The organism is Streptococcus acidominimus (assembly GCF_001921825.1).
In the GTDB taxonomy this organism is placed as follows: Bacteria; Bacillota; Bacilli; order Lactobacillales; family Streptococcaceae; genus Streptococcus; species Streptococcus acidominimus.
This window is the reverse complement of record NZ_MSJL01000001.1, coordinates 20,103-40,875: the sequence shown is the minus strand read 5'-3', so window position 1 is coordinate 40,875 and position 20,773 is coordinate 20,103. Positions and strand designations below refer to the sequence as shown.

The following is a 20,773-nucleotide window of genomic DNA, read 5'->3' as shown; positions in this document are numbered from 1 at the left end:
AGCTTCCTATCTGGGGTCATTGGACATTTCTAATCTCCCGGTCTCTTTTTGGAAAGTTTAGCCTGAAATAAAGAGTAAAAGCCGCTACTAGCACTGTGGAGCAAGGAAAAGATTGGAGCTTGCGTTTATTCTCCCAAACGACTTTTTTCCATTTGTCCTAGCACTATGCTATAATAATAGACAGTGAAAAACGGAAAGAAGTGACCCTATATGGTATTATCAAAAAAACGTGCACGAAAAGTGATTGAAGAAATTATTGCCCTCTATCCGGATGCCAAACCTAGTCTGGATTTTCGCAACCATTTTGAATTATTGGTAGCAGTCATGCTATCTGCTCAAACGACCGATGCAGCAGTTAATAAGGTAACCCCTGCCCTCTTTGAGAAGCTACCGACCCCAGAGAAGATGGCAGCGGCTAGTGAGTCTGAAATTGCGGGCTATATTTCAAGGCTGGGCTTGTATCGCAACAAGGCCAAGTTTCTCAAAGAGTGTGCCCAGCAATTGCTCGATCAACATGATGGGGTAGTGCCGCAGACTAGAGAAGAGTTGGAAGCCTTATCAGGAGTTGGGCGCAAGACGGCGAATGTGGTCATGAGTGTGGGCTTTGGGATCTCTGCTTTTGCGGTGGACACCCATGTCGGTCGTATCTGTAAGCATCATGATATTGTTAAAAAATCAGCAACACCATTAGAGACGGAAAAGTGTGTCATGGAGGTGCTGCCTAAAGAACTGTGGCTTAAAGCCCATCAAGCCATGATTTATTTTGGTCGTGAGGTTTGCCATCCCAAGAATCCCGAGTGCAGTAGCTATCCTCAACTCTATGAATTTGATTGATTCCTTTTATCGCAGTCGCTAGGTTGCGATTTTTATATCAGAAAAGAGGAAAAAACGAACGAAAGTTATTCTTGAATATCTTTTTATATAAAAATAACGAACGTTAAAAAATAACAGAGTTTTGAAATTGACAAAAACCAAACATTCCTGTATAATAAATAAAGGAAACGCACGAAAGGCGTAGCGATGCAAAAGAGCATAGGTAGGTCATTATTTTAAAGGAGAGCTGAAATGCTAAACGAATTCCCTATTTTTGACTATGAAGACATTCAATTGATTCCAAATAAATGTATCATCAAGAGCCGTACAGAGGCAGATACGCAAGTGACCTTGGGGAGCCATAGCTTCAAATTACCTGTTGTACCTGCCAATATGCAGACCATTATCGACGAAAACGTTGCGGAGCAACTAGCCAAAGATGGTTACTTCTATATCATGCACCGTTTTGACGAAGCGGGTCGGATTCCTTTTATCAAACGCATGCACGAACAAGGTTTAATCGCCTCCATTTCAGTTGGGGTGAAAGACTACGAATATGATTTTGTGACCCAGTTAAAAGAGGACGCACCTGAATATATCACCATTGATATTGCTCATGGTCATGCAGACAGTGTTATTCAAATGATTCGGCATATCAAGAAAGAATTGCCTGAAACCTTTGTTATCGCTGGAAATGTTGGTACGCCAGAAGCAGTTCGTGAATTAGAAAATGCTGGAGCAGATGCGACCAAGGTGGGTATCGGACCTGGTAAAGTCTGCATTACCAAGGTAAAAACTGGTTTTGGTACTGGTGGTTGGCAGTTGGCTGCCTTGCGTTGGTGTGCCAAAGCTGCGCGCAAACCGATTATCGCAGACGGTGGCATTCGTACCCACGGTGACATTGCGAAATCCATTCGTTTTGGAGCGAGCATGGTCATGATTGGTTCGCTCTTTGCAGGACACATTGAAAGCCCAGGGAAAACGGTTGAAATTGATGGCGAACAATTCAAGGAATACTACGGTTCTGCCTCCGAATACCAAAAAGGTGCTTATAAAAATGTTGAAGGAAAGAAAATTCTTCTACCAGCCAAAGGGCACTTGAAAGATACCTTAATTGAAATGGAGCAAGACCTACAAAGTTCTATTTCCTACGCAGGCGGAAAGGACATTTCGAGCTTGAAGCACGTAGACTATGTGATCGTGAAAAACTCTATCTGGAATGGCGATGCCCACTAATCATGCACAGACACTGCTGGATATACTTATTCAGCAGTTTTATTTTTAGAGAAAACCGATAGATAGTCAGGAGTCTTGGAGCGATTAGTATAGTCATTTAGTTTATCTTTTATTACTTCGTTAACTCGTCTTGCTGTATTTCAGTACTACCTGCGACTTTTAACGAAAACTTCGTTTTCTTCATTTCCCACCTCCAACAGTCTCTCCCCAGACTGTTGGAGCTAGTACTAAAAGTAAACTAAACAACTATAACTATAGAAAATAGCTCTCATACTGATGCTTTTTATTTAAAATTCCTTGAAAAGCTAGGGTGGAATGACCCCTTACGACAACCTTCTTCCAATAGAAGCAAGGTCATCTTATTGTTTTGATAGCTCTCCCTTTAGGAAAAAGGATTCATCTGGATGATAGTTAGGTCATCATGAAGTTAGTTTTACCTCTCTTGTCCACCCTTTATTTGGGGCAGATTGTCAAGAGTTTCCTAAAATACCAAAGATACTTTCTGGGATTGGAGGCTCTCTCCTGTGTCCATAGGTTCTTAGTTGACTTTTTACTCTTTCTTCCTTAAAATGAAGACTTAGCACCTCTTATAGGTGAACATTTCACTTAGAAAACAGGTAGTATCATGCATCAAACGACAACTTGGAAAGAAAAAGTTTCCTTATTTTTAACGATTTTTATCCCCCTTTTAGTCTATCAATTTGCTAATTTTTCAGCCAGCTTTATCGATACCATGATGACGGGGCAGTATAGCACGGTAGATCTGGCAGGTGTGTCAATGGCGACCAGTTTATGGAATCCTTTCTTTGCCCTTTTAACGGGAATTGTATCAGCCCTTGTCCCGATTATTGGTCAACATCTGGGACGAGGAAATCAGGAACGGATTCGACAGGAATTGCACCATTTTATCTACTTGGCACTCGGTCTAGCTCTCCTTTTATTCATTCTCGTCTTCTGGGGAGCAGTTCCAATCTTGCGCCTCCTCGATCTCGAAAGTGCCGTCTTTCAGGTGGCAGAGCAGTACCTGCTCTATATTGCGATTGGTATTTTACCGCTTTTATTGTTTAGCGTGTTCCGTTCCTTTTTTGACTCACTGGGCTTGACGAGATTGTCCATGTATTTGATGCTCTTAATCGTTCCTTTTAATTCTTTCTTTAACTATCTCTTAATTTATGGAAAATGGGGTCTTCCAAGATTAGGAGGAGCAGGGACAGGTCTAGGAACAGCTCTGGCTTATTGGGCTGTTCTAGGGGTTGTCATCTGGGTCATGCGCCGTCATCCGAAAATGAAAGACTATCAGATTTGGAAAAAGACTTCCTTTGACCTTTCTTTTATCAAGGAAGACTTACGTTTAGGACTACCGATTGGTCTTCAAATATTTGCGGAAGTTGCGATTTTCGCAGTCGTAGGACTGTACATGTCTCAATTCTCTTCGCAAGTGATTGCCTCACATCAGGCTGCCATGAATTTTGCGACGCTTCTTTATGCCTTTCCTTTAAGTATCTCTGCAGCCTTGCCGATAGTGATTTCTTATGAAGTCGGAGCTGGTCGTCGGCAAGATGTTAAGGAATACAGCCGTTTGGGGCGTTGGATCGCTATGGGATTTGCCTCTATCAACCTATCCTTTCTGTATTTCTTTCGCCCAATGGTCGCAAGTCTTTATGGACAGGATCCAGCCTTTATTCAATTGACTTCCCAGTTTCTGATCTACGCCCTCTTTTTCCAACTAGCAGATGCCTTCACAGCACCAATACAGGGCATCTTACGGGGGTATAAGGATACGACAATGCCCTTTATCATCGGTCTCGTTTCTTTTTGGAGCTTGACCTTCCCAATCGCTTTTTTCCTCGATAGCCGAACCTCGCTAGGCCCATTCGCCTATTGGATTGGACTGGTCGTCGGTATTTTCGTTTGCGGCATATCCTTGAACCTACGCTTGAAGATAGTTGCCAAAAGAGCCATAAAACAGAAATCATCACCCTAAAATGTCTTGGAAAATCCAAGGCATTTTTTCTATTCTGATTTTAAAAAATATGAAAGTTTTTTCTCTTTTCACCGTGTGCTTTTAAGGCTCTCACACCTTGTTAAATTGAGTTTATCCTAAAAATTCGGATAAAAAAGACATAGCTGTTGCAGATTATACCTGCGGTACAGAAATGAGAGTAAAAGAAGCTGATTTGCCAGGAATATGAGGAAAAGATAGAAGTTGGAGATAATTTTACGAGAAGGTATTGACGAACATTCAATTGAATGTTAAAATAAGTTTGAAAAAAATATCACAAACTAAGGAGGAAGAAAATGTCTAAGAAATATATCGTTGTCGGTGGTGTTGCAGGAGGAGCCTCGGTCGCTGCTAGACTACGCCGGATCGATGAACATGTTCCCATTCAAATCTACGATAAGGGATATGATGTTTCTTTTTCAAATTGTTGCCTGCCTAACTATTTTAGTGGAGAAGTTGCAGCTATTGACGATTTGATTTTTTATGATGCGGCTAGTTTAAAACAGACCTATAACCTAGATGTTAAGGTTCGCCATGAGGTAATCAGTATCCTCCCAGACCAGCATAAGGTAGTTGTTAAAAATCTGGAAACGGGTGAGGAGTTTGAAGATGGTTATGATGCCTTGATTTTATCCCCTGGGGCAAAAGCTATCTTACCACGATCCATTAAAGGAATTGACAGTTCGCATGTCTTTAGTCTGAAAAATGTATCTGATGTGCGGGCTATTGCGCATCATTTGACAGTGGAAGCAGCAGAAGAGCTGGTTGTAGTTGGAGGTGGCTTTATTGGTGTAGAAATGGCGGAATGCTTGAAAAAAGCTGGCAAAACCGTTCATTTAGTTGAAGCAAGTCCGCAAATTATGACACCTTTTGATGAGGATATGGTTCAAATGTTGCACAAAGAACTTCTGGATAATGGTGTGAACCTCATTTTGGAAGATGCGGTTGAGGAGATTACAGGAGACAGCGTACGCCTGTCTAGCGGAAAAATCTTGCCTGCTCAAGCGGTGATTATGGCAATTGGTGTGACACCTGATGTGGAGTTTGCGGTTGCATCTGGGATTCAACTAGGAGAAACGGGAGCGATTGCGGTAGATGCGACCTACCAGACCAATTTGCCAGATGTCTATGCAATTGGGGATGCGATTGAGGTGACCCATCGTCAGACAGGTAAAAAAATACGTTTGCCTCTAGCTGGTCCTGCCCAGAAGCAGGCTAGAAATCTAGCAGATGCCTTATCTGGCAAACCCCAGCCAAACCGTGGCGTAATTGGTTCCTCTTGTATCCGAGTTTTTGCTCTGAATGCAGCGGCAACTGGTCTCAATGAAAAGAGTTGTCAGGCTCAAGGGATAGATTACCGTGTTGCTCTAGTGATTCCCAATGACCGTGTGGGCTTAATGCCAGAAGCTTCTCCCATGCATTTTAAACTCATCTATGAATATCCGACTGGTAAGGTTCTTGGCGCTCAAGCAATCAGCAAGGGAAATCCTGTTAAGAATATCAATGTCATTGCAACGGTTATCAGCATGGGTGGCTATTTAGAAGATCTGAAAGAGTTGGAATTGTGTTATGCCCCAGCCTTTTCTACGGCTAAGGATGTCGTGAATTTTGCAGGGATTGTTGGTTTGAACTACTTACATGGTGTTTATGAACAGGTACCAGTTACAAGTGTGCGGAGCTTGGTTCAAAATGGAGAATACATTCTAGATGTTCGCGGGAAAGATGCCTTTGAAGCAGCTCATATCAAGGGAGCTGTGAATATTCCTCTGGATGAAATTCGGGATCGCCTAGATGAAATTCCAAAGGATAGACACGTTTACATTCATTGTCGGACATCTTGGAACAGCTACTATGCAATCTGTGCCTTGAAAGGATATGGCTATGACAATATCATCAATATCCAAGGTTCTTTCTTGATGCTCAGCTATTATGAGTATTTCAAAGATCAAACAACTGGACGTGAGCCGATAGTGACAGGCTATAATTTTGATTAGTTATGTCAAAGGGCTTATCGAAATTAGATGTTGTTGCTCTCGTGATCGGTGCCGTCATCGGTTGGGGGTCTTTCTATCTGCCGGGGAATAAATTTCTACCGGAAGCAGGGGTTATCAATACCGCTATTGGCTTTGTAGTAGGTGGTGTGCTAATCTATGCCATTCAGGTTGCCTACCATACGATGATGGCTCATCATCAGGAGCAAGGAGGAGAGTTTTCCTATACGCTGGTTCATCTAGGAAAAAAACATGGATTTGTCGTTGGGTGGGCACTTAGTTTTTGCTACCTAACGCTGATTTCTTTAAATGCGACAGCGGTAGTCTTGGTTTTAAAGGAGGTTGTTGGTAATTTTTCCTACGGCTATCTCTATACGGTTGCAGGCTATCCTGTCTATCTGTCAGAGATTGGTATCGGAGTAGGGATTATCTATCTCTTTTACTGGATTAACAAGCATGGCTTGGTCCTATCCATGACCTTTCAAAAAATCTTGATGGTCTGTCTTGTTGCGACTGTCTTTCTCTTGAGTATCTGGATGTTTTGCTACGGGGATCGGGAGCAGTTCTACACTGCCTATCTACGCTCTTATCGTGTTGATCTGACGGAAATCATCAGAGTAGTAGCCATTATCCCCTTCTTGTTTGTCGGCTTTGATATTGTACCTCAAGTAATGACAGACTTGGGTTTCTCCATCAAGACAGCAAGCAAGATTACCTTGCTTGCAACAGTAGTCGGTGTATTGATTTATAACTTGTTGAATCTCATGACGGCTCTAGCCTATTCACCTGATCAGGCAAAGAATGTAGCTTGGGCAAGTGGCAGTGCCGTCTTGACCTATGCAGGTTGGTTTGGTTTTGTTGCCCTCTGCCTAGCCTTGTTTGCAGCGGTTGTGGGTGGAATCAATGGTTTTCTGATTGCCAGTAGCCGAGTTGTTTCATCCCTTGCTCTTTATAAGTTGCTACCGAGCCATTATGCGCAAAAAAATCAGCACCGAGTAGCAGAGAAAGCCTTGAAATTTGTGTCCCTGATTGCAGCTATGCTACTATTGTTAGGGCGTGAGGTCATCTTGTATATTGTCGACTTATCAAGTCTAATGGCGGCTGTCACCTATGCCTATGTGTGCTTCATTAGTGGTAGGCTGGCAAAGAAGCCAATGGATAAAAGAATCAGTCAAATAGGTGTTGCCATTAGTTTCTTCTTTATCGGATTACTTTTGGTTCCAGGTTCTCCCAGTCGGTTAGGGACGATCTCGACAGGGATTTTAGTAGGTTGGATATTGCTGGGACTCTTGTACTTTAGAGTGACTGGCAATCGGAAATAAAAGAAAAGTTAGGAGAATGAAAATGAAAAATCTTGAACGTACGATAGGAATCGTAGGACTTGTTGCACTGTTGCTCTTTGGACATTATTACTTGTCTTCAGATATGCTGTTTTTCAGATTGTTGATCGGAGCTGGTTTGGGATATACCTTAAGTAGGGGGTATACAGGGTTTGCAGGCAGTGTCAATCGTGCCTATCGAACAGGCTCTACCCGTCTCATGCGTACCATGATGCTGATGTTCTTTATCACTTGTCTGCTTAGTACAGCCTTCTTATTCAATGCGGATGCGTCCACCTATGATTTATGGGTCAACCCAATTAACGGGGGCTTGCTGCTCGGAGGACTTCTCTTTGGATTTGGGATGACTTTCTCGGCTTGCTGTGCATCTGGTGTATTGACAGACTTGGTTACGGCTCTTCCTAGAGGTTTGCTGACTCTCATTTTCTTCTGTCTGGGTGTATTTATTGGCTTTCCTATTCAAAATAGTGCCTCTTGGGTTCAAACATCTTGGCTGACCAGTGAAACGGGTGCCAAACTCTATGGTGGAGTGTACCTACCTGACCTATTTAAGTTTGATGGCTTAGATGGTTATCTGGGAGCCCTTGTGTTGACAGGAATCTTGTGCTTGCTTGTTAGTTGGATGGCTTATCGTTATGAAGCGCATCGCAAACAAGCGGGGACTTACTCGGGTCATCTTGGTGAAAAAATCCAAGATATGGAAGTAGAGGAAATGGCAGTGGCGCCTGTAACAGCAGGGGATTGGTATGACCGCCTCTTTGTAAAAGCCTGGTCTTTACGCACAGCAGCAGTGGTGCTAGCCATTCTTTTTACCTTATTGATGGGGGTTACCAAGGCTGGTTGGGGTGCAAGTACACCTTACGGTCTATGGTTTGGACAGATCTTGCTCCTATTTGGTGTAGATGCAGCTAGTCTTTCAAACTTTAGCCTAATGCCAGAAGAGGCCTTTACGACACCATTCTTACAACATCCAATCAGCGTTCAAAACCTTGGAATTGTCCTTGGAACAGTCGTATTTTTATTGACTTCAGGAACCTTTACAACAGTCTACAAATCTGAATTACGGATTACCGGCAAACAATCCTTGTTCTATATTTTAGGAGGATTCTTGATGGGATTTGGAACACGTTTGTCAAATGGTTGTAATGTCGGCGCTCTCTTTACACCGATTGCAAACTTCTCTTTATCTGGATGGGTCTTTCTTATCTTTTTAGTGAGTGGTGGGATTCTTGGAAATATCGCTGCTAAGAAATTTGATGTTTAAAATCAATTGCTCTTGCTTCCAAAAAGGAAGGAGGGGCTTTTTTTATTCAGATAGAACGAGATGTGGTATAATCAATACTGGATAATGAATGGAAAAGAGGAATATCAAAGAATTTGGTAGATAGTAGACAGTATATGGATCAGATATTCAAGGAATATGTGCGCATTGGAAAGGCGCTATCCAGTGAAAAACGATTAGAAATATTACATCGGCTCATTCATGGTCCTAAATCAGTAGAGCAACTAGCTAGAATGACGGATATGTCTATTGCAAATACCTCTAGGCATCTACAAGTTTTAAAAGAGGCTAGTCTGGTGTCCTTGAAAAAAGAAGGCAAGTATGTTTGGTATCGTGTTTCATCAGAAATGGTGGAGCATTTGTTACGGGACATCCATCAGATTAGCGAGGAGCAGTCACCGATGCTAGGCTTTATTGAGCAGCAATTCATTGCGACTGATGACCAGATGAAGACCATTGATTTGGCAGAGGCTAAAAATAAGGTCTTTGCCCGTCAGGCACAGTTGGTGGATTTGCGTTCGGAAGCAGAGTTTCATATCGATCATGTGGAGGGAGCAGTCAATATTCCTTATGCCGTATTGAAAGAGAATTTAGAAAAATTGGACAAGGATAAGATTATTATTTTATATTGTCGAGGTCTCTTTTGCACTTATGCCAGTCAGGCAGCAGCCATTTTGAACCGCAGCGGTTTTGAGGCTTATAGTGTCAATGGAACGCATTTTGACTGGAACCGAAAAACGAGCTAGCGGGAGAAGGGATGCTAAGTTGGATATTTTTTGATGTCGGATCTACCTTGGTGGATGAGACTTTGACCTACCAGCGATTTGCGAATGAGTGCTCAATGACTTTGCGAGAGTATGGAAAAAAGGTGACGGCAGCAGATTTTTTTGCAAAAATGCAGGAGTTGGCGGCGCTGGGAGAGCCTCCTATTAGAAATGCGTGGGCTTGGTATGGTTTGCCATCCAATATACGTCCTCATTGGAACTACGAAGGTGAGACTTTATATCCTGATGTTGATAGGGTTTTGGATTATTTGGCTCAATCATATCGATTAGGGATTATTGCCAATCAAAATAGGGGATTGGAACAACGGTTAGAATCCTTTGGAATTCGCCATTTTTTTAATCTAATTGTCTGTTCAGAAGAAGTAGGCTATCAAAAGCCTAATCGAGCGCTATTTGACTATACGTTAAGGCAAGTTAAGAGCCCTGCGGGAGATTGTCTCTATATTGGAGATCGTATGGATAATGACATTCTTCCTGCTAAAAGAGTAGGAATGCGGACGGTGCATGTGCTACAAGGGATTGGTCCCCATCATTGTCAACAGGCAGGCATAACAGCTGACTTTACTGTTCAGTGTTTGAGTGACTTGATGAAATTATTCTAATATTTACTAAAAAACAAAGAGCGAGCCACGAGCTGTACTGATGTGTGGCAAGACGACGCTGATGTCGTTTAAATAAAGAAAAACCTAAAGTCAGCACTTTAGGTTTTTCTTTATGCAAATGTGACGCAGACGGCTTCGGGGACGATAAAGTCAGAAGACAGATTGGTGAGCTTCCCTGTTTCTGTATCGCGGCTAAAGACGCTAACATTGTCTGAATCTTGATGTGCCACGATCAAGAAGCGATCATCAGGACTGAGAATGAAATCGCGCGGGGTATTCCCCATACTTGGAACGATTTCAACCAGCTCCAGACTGGCATCTCTTAGGATCTTGTAGACTACAATTGAATCATGTCCGCGGTTTGAGCCATAGAGGAATCTTCCATCTTTAGAGAGACGAATCGCAGCGGTAGCATTAAAGGCGGTGTAGTCGTCTGGCAGGGTGGAGATGGTCTGCATGAGTTCAAATTCTCCCAAGCCATCGTAGATGAGGACTTCAATGGTCGAGTTCAGCTCGCAGATGAGATAGGCAATTTTAGCGGTTGGATGAAAGAGGATATGACGTGGACCAGCACCGGGTGTTGCGTGATAGCGGGCAAGCGGTGCTAGTTTGCCTTGGTCGGACACGTTATAAGTGACGACCTCGTCAGTTCCTAAATCGCAGGTGACTAGGTATTTATCGGGTGTCAGATCTGCGAAATGCACATGTGGACTGGATTGATTTTCATGAGGACCAGAACCTTCATGTTGATGAGTATCGACCAGCTCTATGCCTCCATTTTCCAAGCGTTGATAGACCAAGACTTGTCCCTTGTGGTAGTTGGCTCCGTAAACTAGGCCCCGCTCCTCGTCAACAGATACATAACAGTGGGGGGCACCGTCAGCTACGGCGTGGTTAATGAGCTTCAATTCTGGAGAAAAGGCGGCGAGCCCTCCTTGCTTGTCCCTAGCTCCCACAGAATAAAGAAAGAGGTCGTCTGAAAAGGCAAGATAGGTGGGATTCGGCTCAGCAGCGATGAGGCGGCACTTGCTCAACTCTCCTGTTTCTACATTGAAATCTGCGGCATAGATGCCTTCAGAAGCCCTACGAGTATAGGTTCCAAAATAAAGTATCATCATCAATTCCTCACATTGTCTTATTTAGAAAATTATATCATATTTTAAGGGGAAAGTCCGTCCTCTACCGATTTCTATCGCCCGAAAATCAAGGATACATGGTATAATAGAAAAAATACAGTTATTCAGTTTAGGTTGAAGTTGTCAATGATTGAGGAAACAGGATTTCCGATTTCCCACTATTGGAGTAGGATTCATAAAAACTGAAAGATGATATAGGAAGAGGTTTTACATGGACGATAAAAAACAAAAATTTTACCTGTCTTGGTTTTTTAAATGGTTTGTGAACAATCAAGCGGTCACGTTTTTTCTCGTGACGCTCTTGGTCTTGTTGACTATCTTAGTCTTAACCAAGATTAGCTTTATTTTTAGCCCGATTGCCAGTTTCTTGGAGATTATTCTCCTCCCTATGCTTCTAACAGGCTTGCTCTATTATTTGACAAATCCTATCGTTGATCTGCTGGAAAAATACAAGGTCTCACGAACAGTTGCGATTGCTATCTTATTTGTCGTGATTGCCTTTCTTTTAGTTTGGGGCTTGGCAGTTGCCATTCCAAGTATTCAAAAGCAGGTGGTTAGCTTTGCCCGCAATCTTCCTACTTATATTCAGGAAATCGAGTGGCAGGTGACCTCTCTCTTACAGGATGATCGATTTGAGCAATTTCGGCCAACAGCTTTAGAGCTACTAGACAATGTCAATAATCATATCATTTCCTTTGCCCAAAAATTATCTTCAAGCGCAGTTGATTGGGCAAAAGAGTTGATTAGTGCGACCTCTCAGGTAGTGGTAGCCGTCTTGATTATGCCATTTATCCTCTTTTATCTCTTGCGCGACGGACAGTATTTGAAAGCGCATGTCACTAAATACCTACCGACCAAGTGGCGGGCTTCAATCGGTGATGTCTTGACCGATGTCAATAGCCAATTGTCCAACTATGTCCGCGGTCAGGTAACGGTAGCCGTTATCGTTGCCTTGATGTTTTCGATCATGTTTTCAGTGATTGGGCTTAGTTACCCGATTACCTTAGGGATTGTAGCTGGTTTCTTGAACTTGATTCCTTATCTAGGATCTTTTCTTGCCATGATTCCTGCCCTTATTCTAGGTGCTATTGCGGGACCATTCATGCTGCTTAAGGTGGTCGTCGTCTTTGCGGTGGAGCAGACGATTGAGGGACGGTTTGTGACACCGTTGATTATCGGTAGTTCCTTGAATATTCACCCTATTACCATTCTCTTTGTCCTTTTGACTGCTGGACAGATGTTTGGCGTGATAGGAGTGCTCCTTGGGATTCCGATTTATGCTTCTATTAAGGTGGTCTTAAAAGCCATTTTTGAATGGTACAAGGAGTATAGCGGCTTGTATGAGCCAGAAACTGAACTGATTGAGGGTGTAGATGAATAATAGTGAAAAGATGTTGGTCTGCTTGGAGCAACAAGATTTACAAAAGGCTATGAACTATTTTCAGCGAGCCTTGGACAATGATTCGGATGAAATCTTGCTGGAATTGGCAACTTATCTGGAAAGTATCGGCTTTTTACCGCAGGCAAAAGAGATTTACCTGCGTCTGCAGGCTACCTATCCGGATCTGGCGATTCAACTTGCCCAGATCGCCAATGAGGACGGTTTGATAGAAGAGGCTTTTTCTTATCTAGAGATGATTGGTTCAGATAGTCCAGCCTATGTGGAGGCCTTGGTGGTCAAGGCTGATTTATATCAGTCAGAGGGATTGGCAGATGTAGCAAGAGAAAAACTGTTAGAAGCTAGTCAGCTAACGGATGATCCGGTGATTTTATTTGGTCTAGCCGAGCTAGACATGGAGTTGCAAGACTACAAGGAAGCCATTCAATATTATGCCCAGCTGGACAATCGACAATTTTATGAATGGACAGGCGTATCCACTTATCAACGGATTGGTCTTGCCTATGCCAGCCTTGGAAAATTTGAAGCAGCTATTGAATTTTTAGAAAAGGCAGTTGAGTTGGCCTATGATGACCAGACTGTCTTTGAACTAGCAACCTTGTTGTTAGATCTGGAAGACTATCAAAAATCAGCCCTATATTTCAAGCAGTTGGACACGATGAATCAAGAATTTGAAGGCTATGAATACGCCTATGCCCAAGCGCTTCATGGAGAGCATAAGTTGGCAGAAGCGCGGGAGATGCTAGCAAAAGGTCTTGCCAAAAACGAATACGATCCTGTCTTATTGTTACTCGCCTCGCAATATGCTTATGAGGACCATGATGTAAAGGCAGCAGAAGCATATCTCTTGCAAGCTAAGGCGAATGTCGAGGATGAAAACGAGGTTGTTTTGCGCTTGACCAATCTCTATTTGGAGCAGGAACGCTATGAGGATACCGTCCGTCTTTATTCGGAGGAATTGGACAATGTCCTAGCTGTTTGGAATATTGCCAAAGCCTATCAAGCCTTGGAAAGAGATCAGGAAGCACTTGCTCTCTTTGAGCGCTTGCAGCAGGACTTGGCTGAAAATCCTGAATTTTTGGCAGATTTCATTGAGCTTTTACGACAGTTGGGAAGACTAGGAGAGGCCAAGAATTTAGCGAGTCGCTACTTGCAATTAGTACCGGACGATCTGACTATGCAAGAATTTTATAATCAAGGATAAAAAATGGAAGTAAATAAATTATTTCAGTATAATACACTGGGTGCCTTGATGGCTGGTTTATACGGTGGTTCTTTGACAGTTGGTGAATTATTAGAGCATGGTGATCTGGGGCTTGGAACGCTTGACTCAATTGATGGAGAATTGATTGTGCTAGACGGGAAAGCCTATCAAGCCAAGGGGTCAGGTGACAGGCCAGAGGTAGTGGAAGTGTCGCCTGATGTCAAGGTGCCCTATGCAGCCGTAATCTTTCATCAGGCAGAGGTGATTTTTAAACAGCGCTTTGAAATGACAGACAAGGAATTGCAGGCGCGAATTGAATCTTACTATGATGGCGAAAATCTTTTTCGCTCTATTAAAATCCGGGGTCATTTTTCAAACATGCACGTTCGGATGATTCCAAAATCCACCTCGGATATAAAGTTTGCAGAGGTCGCAACCCATCAGCCCGAATATACGGCAGAAGACATTTCAGGTACCATTGTCGGCATCTGGACACCAGAGATTTTTCATGGAGTGAGTGTTGCGGGCTATCATCTGCATTTTATTTCAGATGACCATAGCTTCGGTGGGCATGTCATGGATTACGTCATTAACCAAGGTTTTGTTGAAGTCGGAGCTGTTGACCAGCTGGACCAACGTTTTCCAGTTCAGGATCGGCAGTTTCTTTTCGCCAAGTTCAACGCTAAAGAAGTACGTGACGATATTGACAAGGTGGAGTAATAAAATAGCACAGTGTGCTATTTTATCCCGAGCTTGAAAATAGGAAAGCGAGGCAGTCACAGTGTGCTATTTTATCCCGAGCTTGAAAATAGGAAAGCGAGGCAGTCACAGTGTGCTATTTTATCCCGAGCTTGAAAATAGGAAAGCGAGGCAGTCACAGTGTGCTATTTTATCCCGAGCCTGAAAATAGGAAAGCGAGAGCACGGTGTACTATTTATTTAAAAATCTTCAAATATAAAACTGGCAGTTCATCCTTGGACTGCCAGTTTTAGAGTATTAATCATATAAACTTTCTTCCGTATGATAGACGCAACGGTTTTCCTCATCCCAGTAGTGGATACGTTCAAAGGAACCCTTACGCCAGTAAAGAGGTAGTCGACTTCGAATATCCTCCTGCATCTCAAGCTGGTCGAGTTGGTCAATCGACCACCATTTTGGAGTGCCTTCAGGCGATGTGGTCAAGATTTCACCTTCAAAATCCTCGCAGAGGAAGTCGTAGTAGACATGGCGTTCCTTTCCAATGGGGTTGGTAAAGCCGGAAATGCCTTTTAGTTGCAAGTTACGAACGGTCAGTCCGGTTTCCTCCTTGACTTCGCGTACAGCTGCTTGAAAGAAAGATTCAGGAAAATCGACCTTACCACCGGGCTGAATCCAGCCCTTGAAATCATCATGCTGGCGATCTAATAGTAGGATTTGATTGCCCTTTTTGATACAAATATTGACATAGTTTTTAATCGTTTCACTCATGTTTTCTTCCTATTGCTTCATAGCTTTAATCTTCGACTCATCTGGAGTAACCCGTAGCGTTTTTTGCCCTCGGTAGGTGACAAATCCTGGTTTAGCACCGCTTGGTTTATGCAATTTCTTGGCTTCAATCATGTCCACTTGCACCAGATTGGAGTAGCGAGCCTTGGAGAAATAGGCTGCTAGTTCTGCTGCATCCGTCTTGACTTCGTCGCTCGGTTCAAGATTATCTGTGATGATGACATGGCTTCCTGGAATGTCTTTTGCATGGAACCACCATTCGCCTTTTTTTGCTATCTTAAAGGTCAATTCATCATTTTGGAGATTGTTTTTTCCAACAAGAATAATCGTTTTTCCATCTGTTGCCAAGTAGCGTTCTGGCTTTTGGCGCTTGGCTATTTTTTCCCGATGACGCCGCTTGAGATACCCTGTCTCAATCAATTCTTCTCTGATTGCTTCAACTTCAGAAAGACTGGCTTGCGCAAGCATAGTATCGACACTTTCAAGGTAGTGAATCGTTGCTTTCGTTTCTTCGATTAGAGAATTGAGGTGCTTGACAGCTTCCTTTAATTTTTGGTATTTCTTGAAATAACGTTGGGCATTTTGGCTCGGAGTGAGTGCGACATCTAGTTCAATAGTCAGTGGTTCACCAGTATAATAATTGTCCAGAGTGACACTGGCTTGGTCGTTAGGCACCTGATGGAGATAGGTCGTCAGTAGCTCCCCCTTTTGGCGGAAGAGTTCAGCCGTTTCAGTGTCGAGGAGTTCTTGTTCCTGCTTGACAATCTTCTTACGATTTTTATCCAGTTCACTAGCCACCCGCTTGATCAGTTCCTGCGCTTGCTGGGCAACTCGGTCACGCTCCGCCTTATCCTGATAGTAGTAGTCAAGGAGTTGAGAAAGGCTCGCAAATACTTCTTGACTATCGGCAAAAGGCACGGCAGTATAAAATTTTTCTGTTAGATTGGGTTGGCAGGTTTGGTCAAAAAAAGCCCGGAAATTCTTGAGTTTATCCGTTGTCAAACGCTGCGCTAATTCTGTTGCGGTATCGCGACCCAGTCCTTGGAAAAGGCTTTGAAGCCGCTTGGCTGTAAGCTCTTCTGTATTCAAGAGTTCAAATAATTTTTCATCGCCAATCGTAAAGGGATTGAAACGATTGGTTTCAGGAGGCCGCACATAGCTCGCCCCCGGTAGAATTGTCCGATAGGAATTTTGCGAAAAGCCAACATGTTTAATCGCTTCGATAATTCGTTCTTCAGTCTTATCAACTAGGAGAATGTTGCTATGCTTGCCCATGATTTCAATGATGAGACTTACCTTGAGGTGGTCTCCGATCTCGTCCTTATTTGAGACGACAAATTCTAAAATACGGTCATTGTCCCACTGTTGGATTGACTCAATAATAGCTCCCTGCAAGTATTTCCGTAAGATCATGGTAAAGGTGTTTGGAACCTTGGGATTGGTAAATTCGGTCTGGGTCAGTTGGACGCGACCAAAGACTGGATGGGCGGAAAGAAGCAGTTTCTGGCTAGTCCGATTGCTGCGGATATGGAGGACAATCTCCTGTTCAAAAGGCTGGTTGATTTTTTGAATCCGACCGCCCTCTAGTGCCTCTTGCAATTCAGCCGTCAGATGATGTAAAAAGAATCCGTCAAAAGACATGTCTATTCCTCATATTTCTAGTTCCTGTAAGTCAAGTATAATCTGCTTTTTATTCCAATTATAACATTTTTTAAAAATTTTACAAAAAACTATTGACAAAGCAAAGAGGAAGTTCTATAATGTTTACTAATCAGAAGAAGTAATAGATGATTCGTTTTCAGGGAGCTTGTGGGTATTGTGAACAAGTAGCGGACGTTTATGAAATGGGCTGATTTTATGTATTGAATTCAAAACAATGAGAATTCGGTTGGCACCCCTTACCGTGCAACTCCTTGATAGAGGAGATGGAGATATGGAACAATTCTAGGTAGTTTCCATAAGTGAGGTGGCACCGTGTCATTGACGCCCTCGCATGCAGTTTTGTATGCGGGGGCTTTTTCTATGGTGTTCGGTTATATGGCACCGTATGAGGAGGATGAGAGATGAAAAAGCGATGGCGAATTTGGTTTTTATAGTCATTTAGTTTATATTTTTATTACTTCGTTAACTCGTCTTGCTGTACCCTAGTACTATCTGCGACTCGTTGCCTAGTACTAAAAATAAACTAAACGGCTATATCAGTGTGAAACAAAAACAATGGAAATAGTGTGTGACAAAAGGAGATGAAATCATGAAAAACAAGAATTTATTGATGACCATTCTGGCTTTGATAGCTGTTGTTGTTGGAGGAATTTTCCTAAATAATAAAAAGGAAGGACAGGAAGCGCAGACTGCGGATGAGACAGTCAAGGTGGGGGTGCTTCAGTTTGTAACCCATGAAGCTCTGGATGAAATCTATCGCGGGATTCAAGATGGTCTGGCAGAAGAGGGCTATAAGGATGCTAAAATCAAGATAGACTTTATGAATGCTGAAGGAGACCAAGGAAAAATCGCGACTATGAGTAAGCAGCTTGTGGCAAATGGCAATCAGGTTCTGGTAGGGATTGCGACACCGGCAGCCCAAGGTCTTGCCAATGCAACCAGTGATCTACCTGTTGTTATGGGTGCCATTACTGATCCGGTCGGTGCTAAATTGGTTGAAAGTCTTGAAAAACCAGGTGCAAATGTGACAGGTGTTGCCTGCCCACAACCGATTGGTCAACAGCTCGACTTGATCAAGAAAATCACCCCCAAGGCCAAAACAATCGGTGTTCTTTACTCAAGCAATGAAGATAATTCAAAATTGAATGTAGAAAAGTTTACAGAATTAGCAGAAAAAGAGGGCTATACGGTACTTGCTTATCCTGTACCGTCCAGCAATGAGATTGCTTCAACGATGGCAGTCATGACCAGCAAGGTTGATGCTATCTGGGTACCACAAGATAACACGATTGCTTCAGCCTTTAAGACCGTTGTTGCGAGCAACAAGGAAGCAAAAATCCCAATCTTCCCAAGCGCTGATACGATGGTCAAAGAAGGTGGCTTGGCATCTGTTGTTGTCAGTCAGTACGGTTTAGGTGTATCCACTGGAAAAATGACAGCTAAGATGTTGAAAGGTGCAAAACCAGCAGAGACACCAGTTGATGTGGTGGATCAGGGAGCCCCAATCATTAACAAAAAAGTAGCGGCAGAACTAGGCATCACGATTCCAGAAGAAGTTGAAAAAGCTGCTGGTGAAATTGTAGAATAAAGGAAATAAAAGAGAAAAGAGGGTAGCTGTTATCCAATAATGGCTTGTTCTTTTCTTATAATAAATAGGAAGAAAGTATGATTGTATCAATAGTATCACAAGGTCTGGTCTGGTCTATCTTGGGACTTGGCATTTATATGACCTTCCGGATTTTAAATTTTCCAGATATGACAGCAGAGGGGAGCTTTCCTTTGGGAGGGGCAGTAGCTGTCACCCTGATTAGCGGTGGGGTGAACCCCTTTCTTGCGACCCTCGTGGCTGTCCTCGCAGGTTGCCTAGCGGGTCTTGTAACAGGCTTGCTTTATACCAAGGGCAAGATCCCAACACTTCTTTCAGGAATTTTGGTCATGACTTCCTGTCATTCCATTATGTTGATGATTATGGGACGGGCGAATTTGGGTCTTTTAGGCACGAAGCAGATTCAAGACTATTTACCTTTTAGTACCTCTGTCAATAATTTGGTTGCAGCCTTGGTTTTTGTAGTATTAGTGATTGTAGCCCTGCTTTTTTTCCTTGATACGAAACTGGGGCAGGCCTATATCGCAACAGGGGATAATCCAGATATGGCACGGAGTTTCGGCATTCATACAGATAGTATGGAGTTGATGGGCTTGGTCTTGTCAAATGGCGTGATTGCCCTAGCAGGAGCTCTCATTGCCCAGCAAGAGGGCTATGCGGACGTCTCGCGTGGAATTGGGGTCATCGTTGTGGGGCTTGCTAGTCTGATTATTGGAGAGGTCCTCTTTAAGAGTTTGACCTTGGCAGAGCGGTTGATGACCATTGTTGTAGGGGCGATTGCCTATCAGTTCCTGATATGGGCGGTGATTGCACTTGGTTTTAATACCAGCTACCTCCGCATTTACAGCGCTGTGATTTTAGCCATCTGCCTTATGATTCCGACCCTAAAAGCAAAATTCTTCAAAGGAGTGACCCTTAGCAAATGACAGCAATTGTAGAATTAGAAAATGCCACAAAGGTGGTCAATAACGGCTTTGATGAAGAAAAAGTCATCTTACGTGAGGTTTCGCTGACCATTCATGAGCATGATTTTATTACGATTTTAGGGGGAAATGGTGCAGGTAAGTCAACTCTTTTCAATGTGATTGCGGGTACTCTGCCCCTTACGAGTGGAACCATTCGTATCATGGGAGAGGATGTGACCAATCTGTCGCCTGAAAAGCGAGCCAAGTATCTAGCGCGCGTCTTTCAAGATCCTAAAATGGGAACAGCTCCTCGGATGACGGTTGCAGAAAATCTTTTGATTGCCAAGTTTCGCGGAGAAAGCCGCGGTCTTGTTCCACGAAAATTGAGCAACTATAAGGGAGAATTTCAAGCGACGATTGACCAGATTGGGAATGGGCTTGAACGGCATCTGGATACGCCGATTGAATTTCTATCAGGGGGGCAACGTCAGGCTCTAAGTCTTCTGATGGCAACCTTGAAGCGCCCAGAATTGTTGCTCTTAGATGAACACACAGCTGCCCTTGATCCCAAAACCAGTCTAGCTCTGATGGAGTTAACAGACCGCTTTGTGACCAAGGATCGGTTGACAGCCCTTATGATTACGCACCAGATGGAGGATGCCCTCAAATATGGGAATCGTCTCTTGGTCATGAAAGATGGACACATCATCAAGGACTTGAACAAGGCAGAAAAAGAAGAGATGACCTTGGAAGATTATTATCGTTTCTTTGAATAGACAGCAATCCCTAGTCAAAAGACTAGGGATTTTTGGCTGAATATAGTTCACATTCTTTTCGGACATCAATTGGAAAAAGAGACACAGCAGTTGCAACTCGTGTTGATCAGTCTAGGAATAGACTGTTGAAAGTTGGGGATAGAACGAGTGCAACTTGTATCAAATGCCCTATGTATCTTGGAATTGAGTTCGGACTATGCACTTTGTGAAAAAGAGACATAACTGTTTCAGTTTTAGCTAGTTACAGAGACGGCTATCTTTAGGAAGTGGGCTGAAAACCTCCACTGGAGTTTTTCACTCGTCAGATTTCCTAGTTTGCCGTAACTGTTGCAGGCTATGCCTGCTTTACAGGTACAGTAATAACAGTCAGGGAAGTGACTGTTATAGTCATTTAGTTTATATTTTTATTACTTCGTTAGTACCCCAGTACTACCTGCGACTCGTTGCCTAGTACTAAAAATAAACTAAACGGCTATATTACATGAAGAAGTGCGCTCTGAGTTCTTAACGGGCTTTGTATCTTGTATAATTGAGTTCAGCCTAAAACCT

The 20,773-nt window shown here is 43.1% G+C and carries 17 protein-coding genes; 14 read left to right on the top strand and 3 right to left on the bottom strand.

Going from position 1 to position 20,773, the window contains the following annotated elements; genetic code table 11:
- Nucleotides 1–210: 210 nt before the first annotated feature.
- From nth to BU200_RS00135, 8 genes are all read left to right on the top strand, one after another.
- Nucleotides 211–834, top strand: a complete 624-nt coding sequence (gene nth, locus BU200_RS00170; RefSeq protein WP_075098221.1) for an endonuclease III — start codon at nucleotides 211–213, stop codon at nucleotides 832–834.
- Between the two features lie 231 nt (nucleotides 835–1,065).
- Nucleotides 1,066–2,049 carry a GMP reductase gene (gene guaC, locus BU200_RS00165; RefSeq protein WP_075098220.1) on the top strand — a complete coding sequence of 328 codons (984 nt, stop codon included), beginning with the start codon at nucleotides 1,066–1,068 and terminating at the stop codon, nucleotides 2,047–2,049.
- 625 nt (nucleotides 2,050–2,674) lie between these two features.
- Nucleotides 2,675–4,033 (top strand): MATE family efflux transporter, encoded by a 1,359-nt coding sequence (locus tag BU200_RS00160; RefSeq protein ID WP_075098219.1) that lies wholly within the window; start codon nucleotides 2,675–2,677, stop codon nucleotides 4,031–4,033.
- Between the two features lie 314 nt (nucleotides 4,034–4,347).
- Nucleotides 4,348–6,045: an FAD-dependent oxidoreductase gene (locus tag BU200_RS00155; RefSeq protein WP_075098218.1), complete on the top strand. Its 1,698-nt coding sequence runs from the start codon at nucleotides 4,348–4,350 to the stop codon at nucleotides 6,043–6,045.
- A 2-nt stretch (nucleotides 6,046–6,047) separates the two neighbouring features.
- Nucleotides 6,048–7,364: an APC family permease gene (locus BU200_RS00150; protein ID WP_075098217.1), complete on the top strand. Its 1,317-nt coding sequence runs from the start codon at nucleotides 6,048–6,050 to the stop codon at nucleotides 7,362–7,364.
- A 22-nt stretch (nucleotides 7,365–7,386) separates the two neighbouring features.
- A complete protein-coding gene (locus BU200_RS00145; protein WP_075098216.1) occupies nucleotides 7,387–8,646 on the top strand; it encodes a YeeE/YedE family protein in 1,260 nt (419 codons plus the stop codon).
- A 134-nt stretch (nucleotides 8,647–8,780) separates the two neighbouring features.
- Complete coding sequence (locus tag BU200_RS00140; protein ID WP_075098215.1) at nucleotides 8,781–9,410, top strand: ArsR/SmtB family transcription factor; 630 nt, start codon at nucleotides 8,781–8,783, stop codon at nucleotides 9,408–9,410.
- A gap of 11 nt (nucleotides 9,411–9,421) precedes the next feature.
- Nucleotides 9,422–10,051 carry an HAD family hydrolase gene (locus BU200_RS00135; RefSeq protein ID WP_075098214.1) on the top strand — a complete coding sequence of 210 codons (630 nt, stop codon included), beginning with the start codon at nucleotides 9,422–9,424 and terminating at the stop codon, nucleotides 10,049–10,051.
- A 110-nt stretch (nucleotides 10,052–10,161) separates the two neighbouring features.
- On the opposite strand, the gene BU200_RS00130 is transcribed toward BU200_RS00135, so the two are convergent.
- Nucleotides 10,162–11,166, bottom strand: coding sequence for a lactonase family protein (locus BU200_RS00130; RefSeq protein WP_075098213.1), 1,005 nt, complete (start codon nucleotides 11,164–11,166; stop codon nucleotides 10,162–10,164).
- A 232-nt stretch (nucleotides 11,167–11,398) separates the two neighbouring features.
- Between BU200_RS00130 and BU200_RS00125 the strand changes: the two genes are divergently transcribed.
- Genes BU200_RS00125 through budA form a run of 3 tightly spaced genes read left to right on the top strand, consistent with a single transcriptional unit; the run spans nucleotide 11,399 to nucleotide 14,510 of the window.
- Nucleotides 11,399–12,568, top strand: a complete 1,170-nt coding sequence (locus BU200_RS00125) for an AI-2E family transporter (protein WP_075098212.1) — start codon at nucleotides 11,399–11,401, stop codon at nucleotides 12,566–12,568.
- Entirely contained in the window at nucleotides 12,561–13,790 is a 1,230-nt protein-coding gene (locus BU200_RS00120; RefSeq protein WP_075098211.1) for a tetratricopeptide repeat protein, read from the top strand. The genes BU200_RS00125 and BU200_RS00120 overlap by 8 nt, the downstream gene beginning before the upstream one ends.
- 3 nt (nucleotides 13,791–13,793) lie before the next feature.
- Nucleotides 13,794–14,510: an acetolactate decarboxylase gene (gene budA / locus BU200_RS00115; protein WP_075098210.1), complete on the top strand. Its 717-nt coding sequence runs from the start codon at nucleotides 13,794–13,796 to the stop codon at nucleotides 14,508–14,510.
- Between the two features lie 276 nt (nucleotides 14,511–14,786).
- Here the strand turns inward: budA and BU200_RS00110 are convergent, their stop codons facing one another.
- Both BU200_RS00110 and BU200_RS00105 read right to left on the bottom strand, forming a co-directional pair.
- Nucleotides 14,787–15,257 carry an 8-oxo-dGTP diphosphatase gene (locus tag BU200_RS00110; protein ID WP_075098209.1) on the bottom strand — a complete coding sequence of 157 codons (471 nt, stop codon included), beginning with the start codon at nucleotides 15,255–15,257 and terminating at the stop codon, nucleotides 14,787–14,789.
- A gap of 9 nt (nucleotides 15,258–15,266) precedes the next feature.
- On the bottom strand, nucleotides 15,267–16,916 hold the full coding sequence (locus tag BU200_RS00105) for an Rqc2 family fibronectin-binding protein (protein WP_075098208.1): 1,650 nt from the start codon (nucleotides 16,914–16,916) through the stop codon (nucleotides 15,267–15,269).
- Between the two features lie 610 nt (nucleotides 16,917–17,526).
- Between BU200_RS00105 and trpX the strand changes: the two genes are divergently transcribed.
- The 3 genes from trpX to BU200_RS00090 all read left to right on the top strand — a co-directional run bounded on the left by trpX (nucleotide 17,527) and on the right by BU200_RS00090 (nucleotide 20,224).
- A complete protein-coding gene (gene trpX, locus BU200_RS00100; RefSeq protein ID WP_075098207.1) occupies nucleotides 17,527–18,525 on the top strand; it encodes a tryptophan ABC transporter substrate-binding protein in 999 nt (332 codons plus the stop codon).
- Nucleotides 18,526–18,602: 77 nt separating this feature from the next.
- Nucleotides 18,603–19,469, top strand: coding sequence for an ABC transporter permease (locus BU200_RS00095; RefSeq protein ID WP_075098206.1), 867 nt, complete (start codon nucleotides 18,603–18,605; stop codon nucleotides 19,467–19,469).
- Complete coding sequence (locus tag BU200_RS00090) at nucleotides 19,466–20,224, top strand: ABC transporter ATP-binding protein (protein ID WP_075098205.1); 759 nt, start codon at nucleotides 19,466–19,468, stop codon at nucleotides 20,222–20,224. The genes BU200_RS00095 and BU200_RS00090 overlap by 4 nt, the downstream gene beginning before the upstream one ends.
- Nucleotides 20,225–20,773 lie beyond the last annotated feature (549 nt).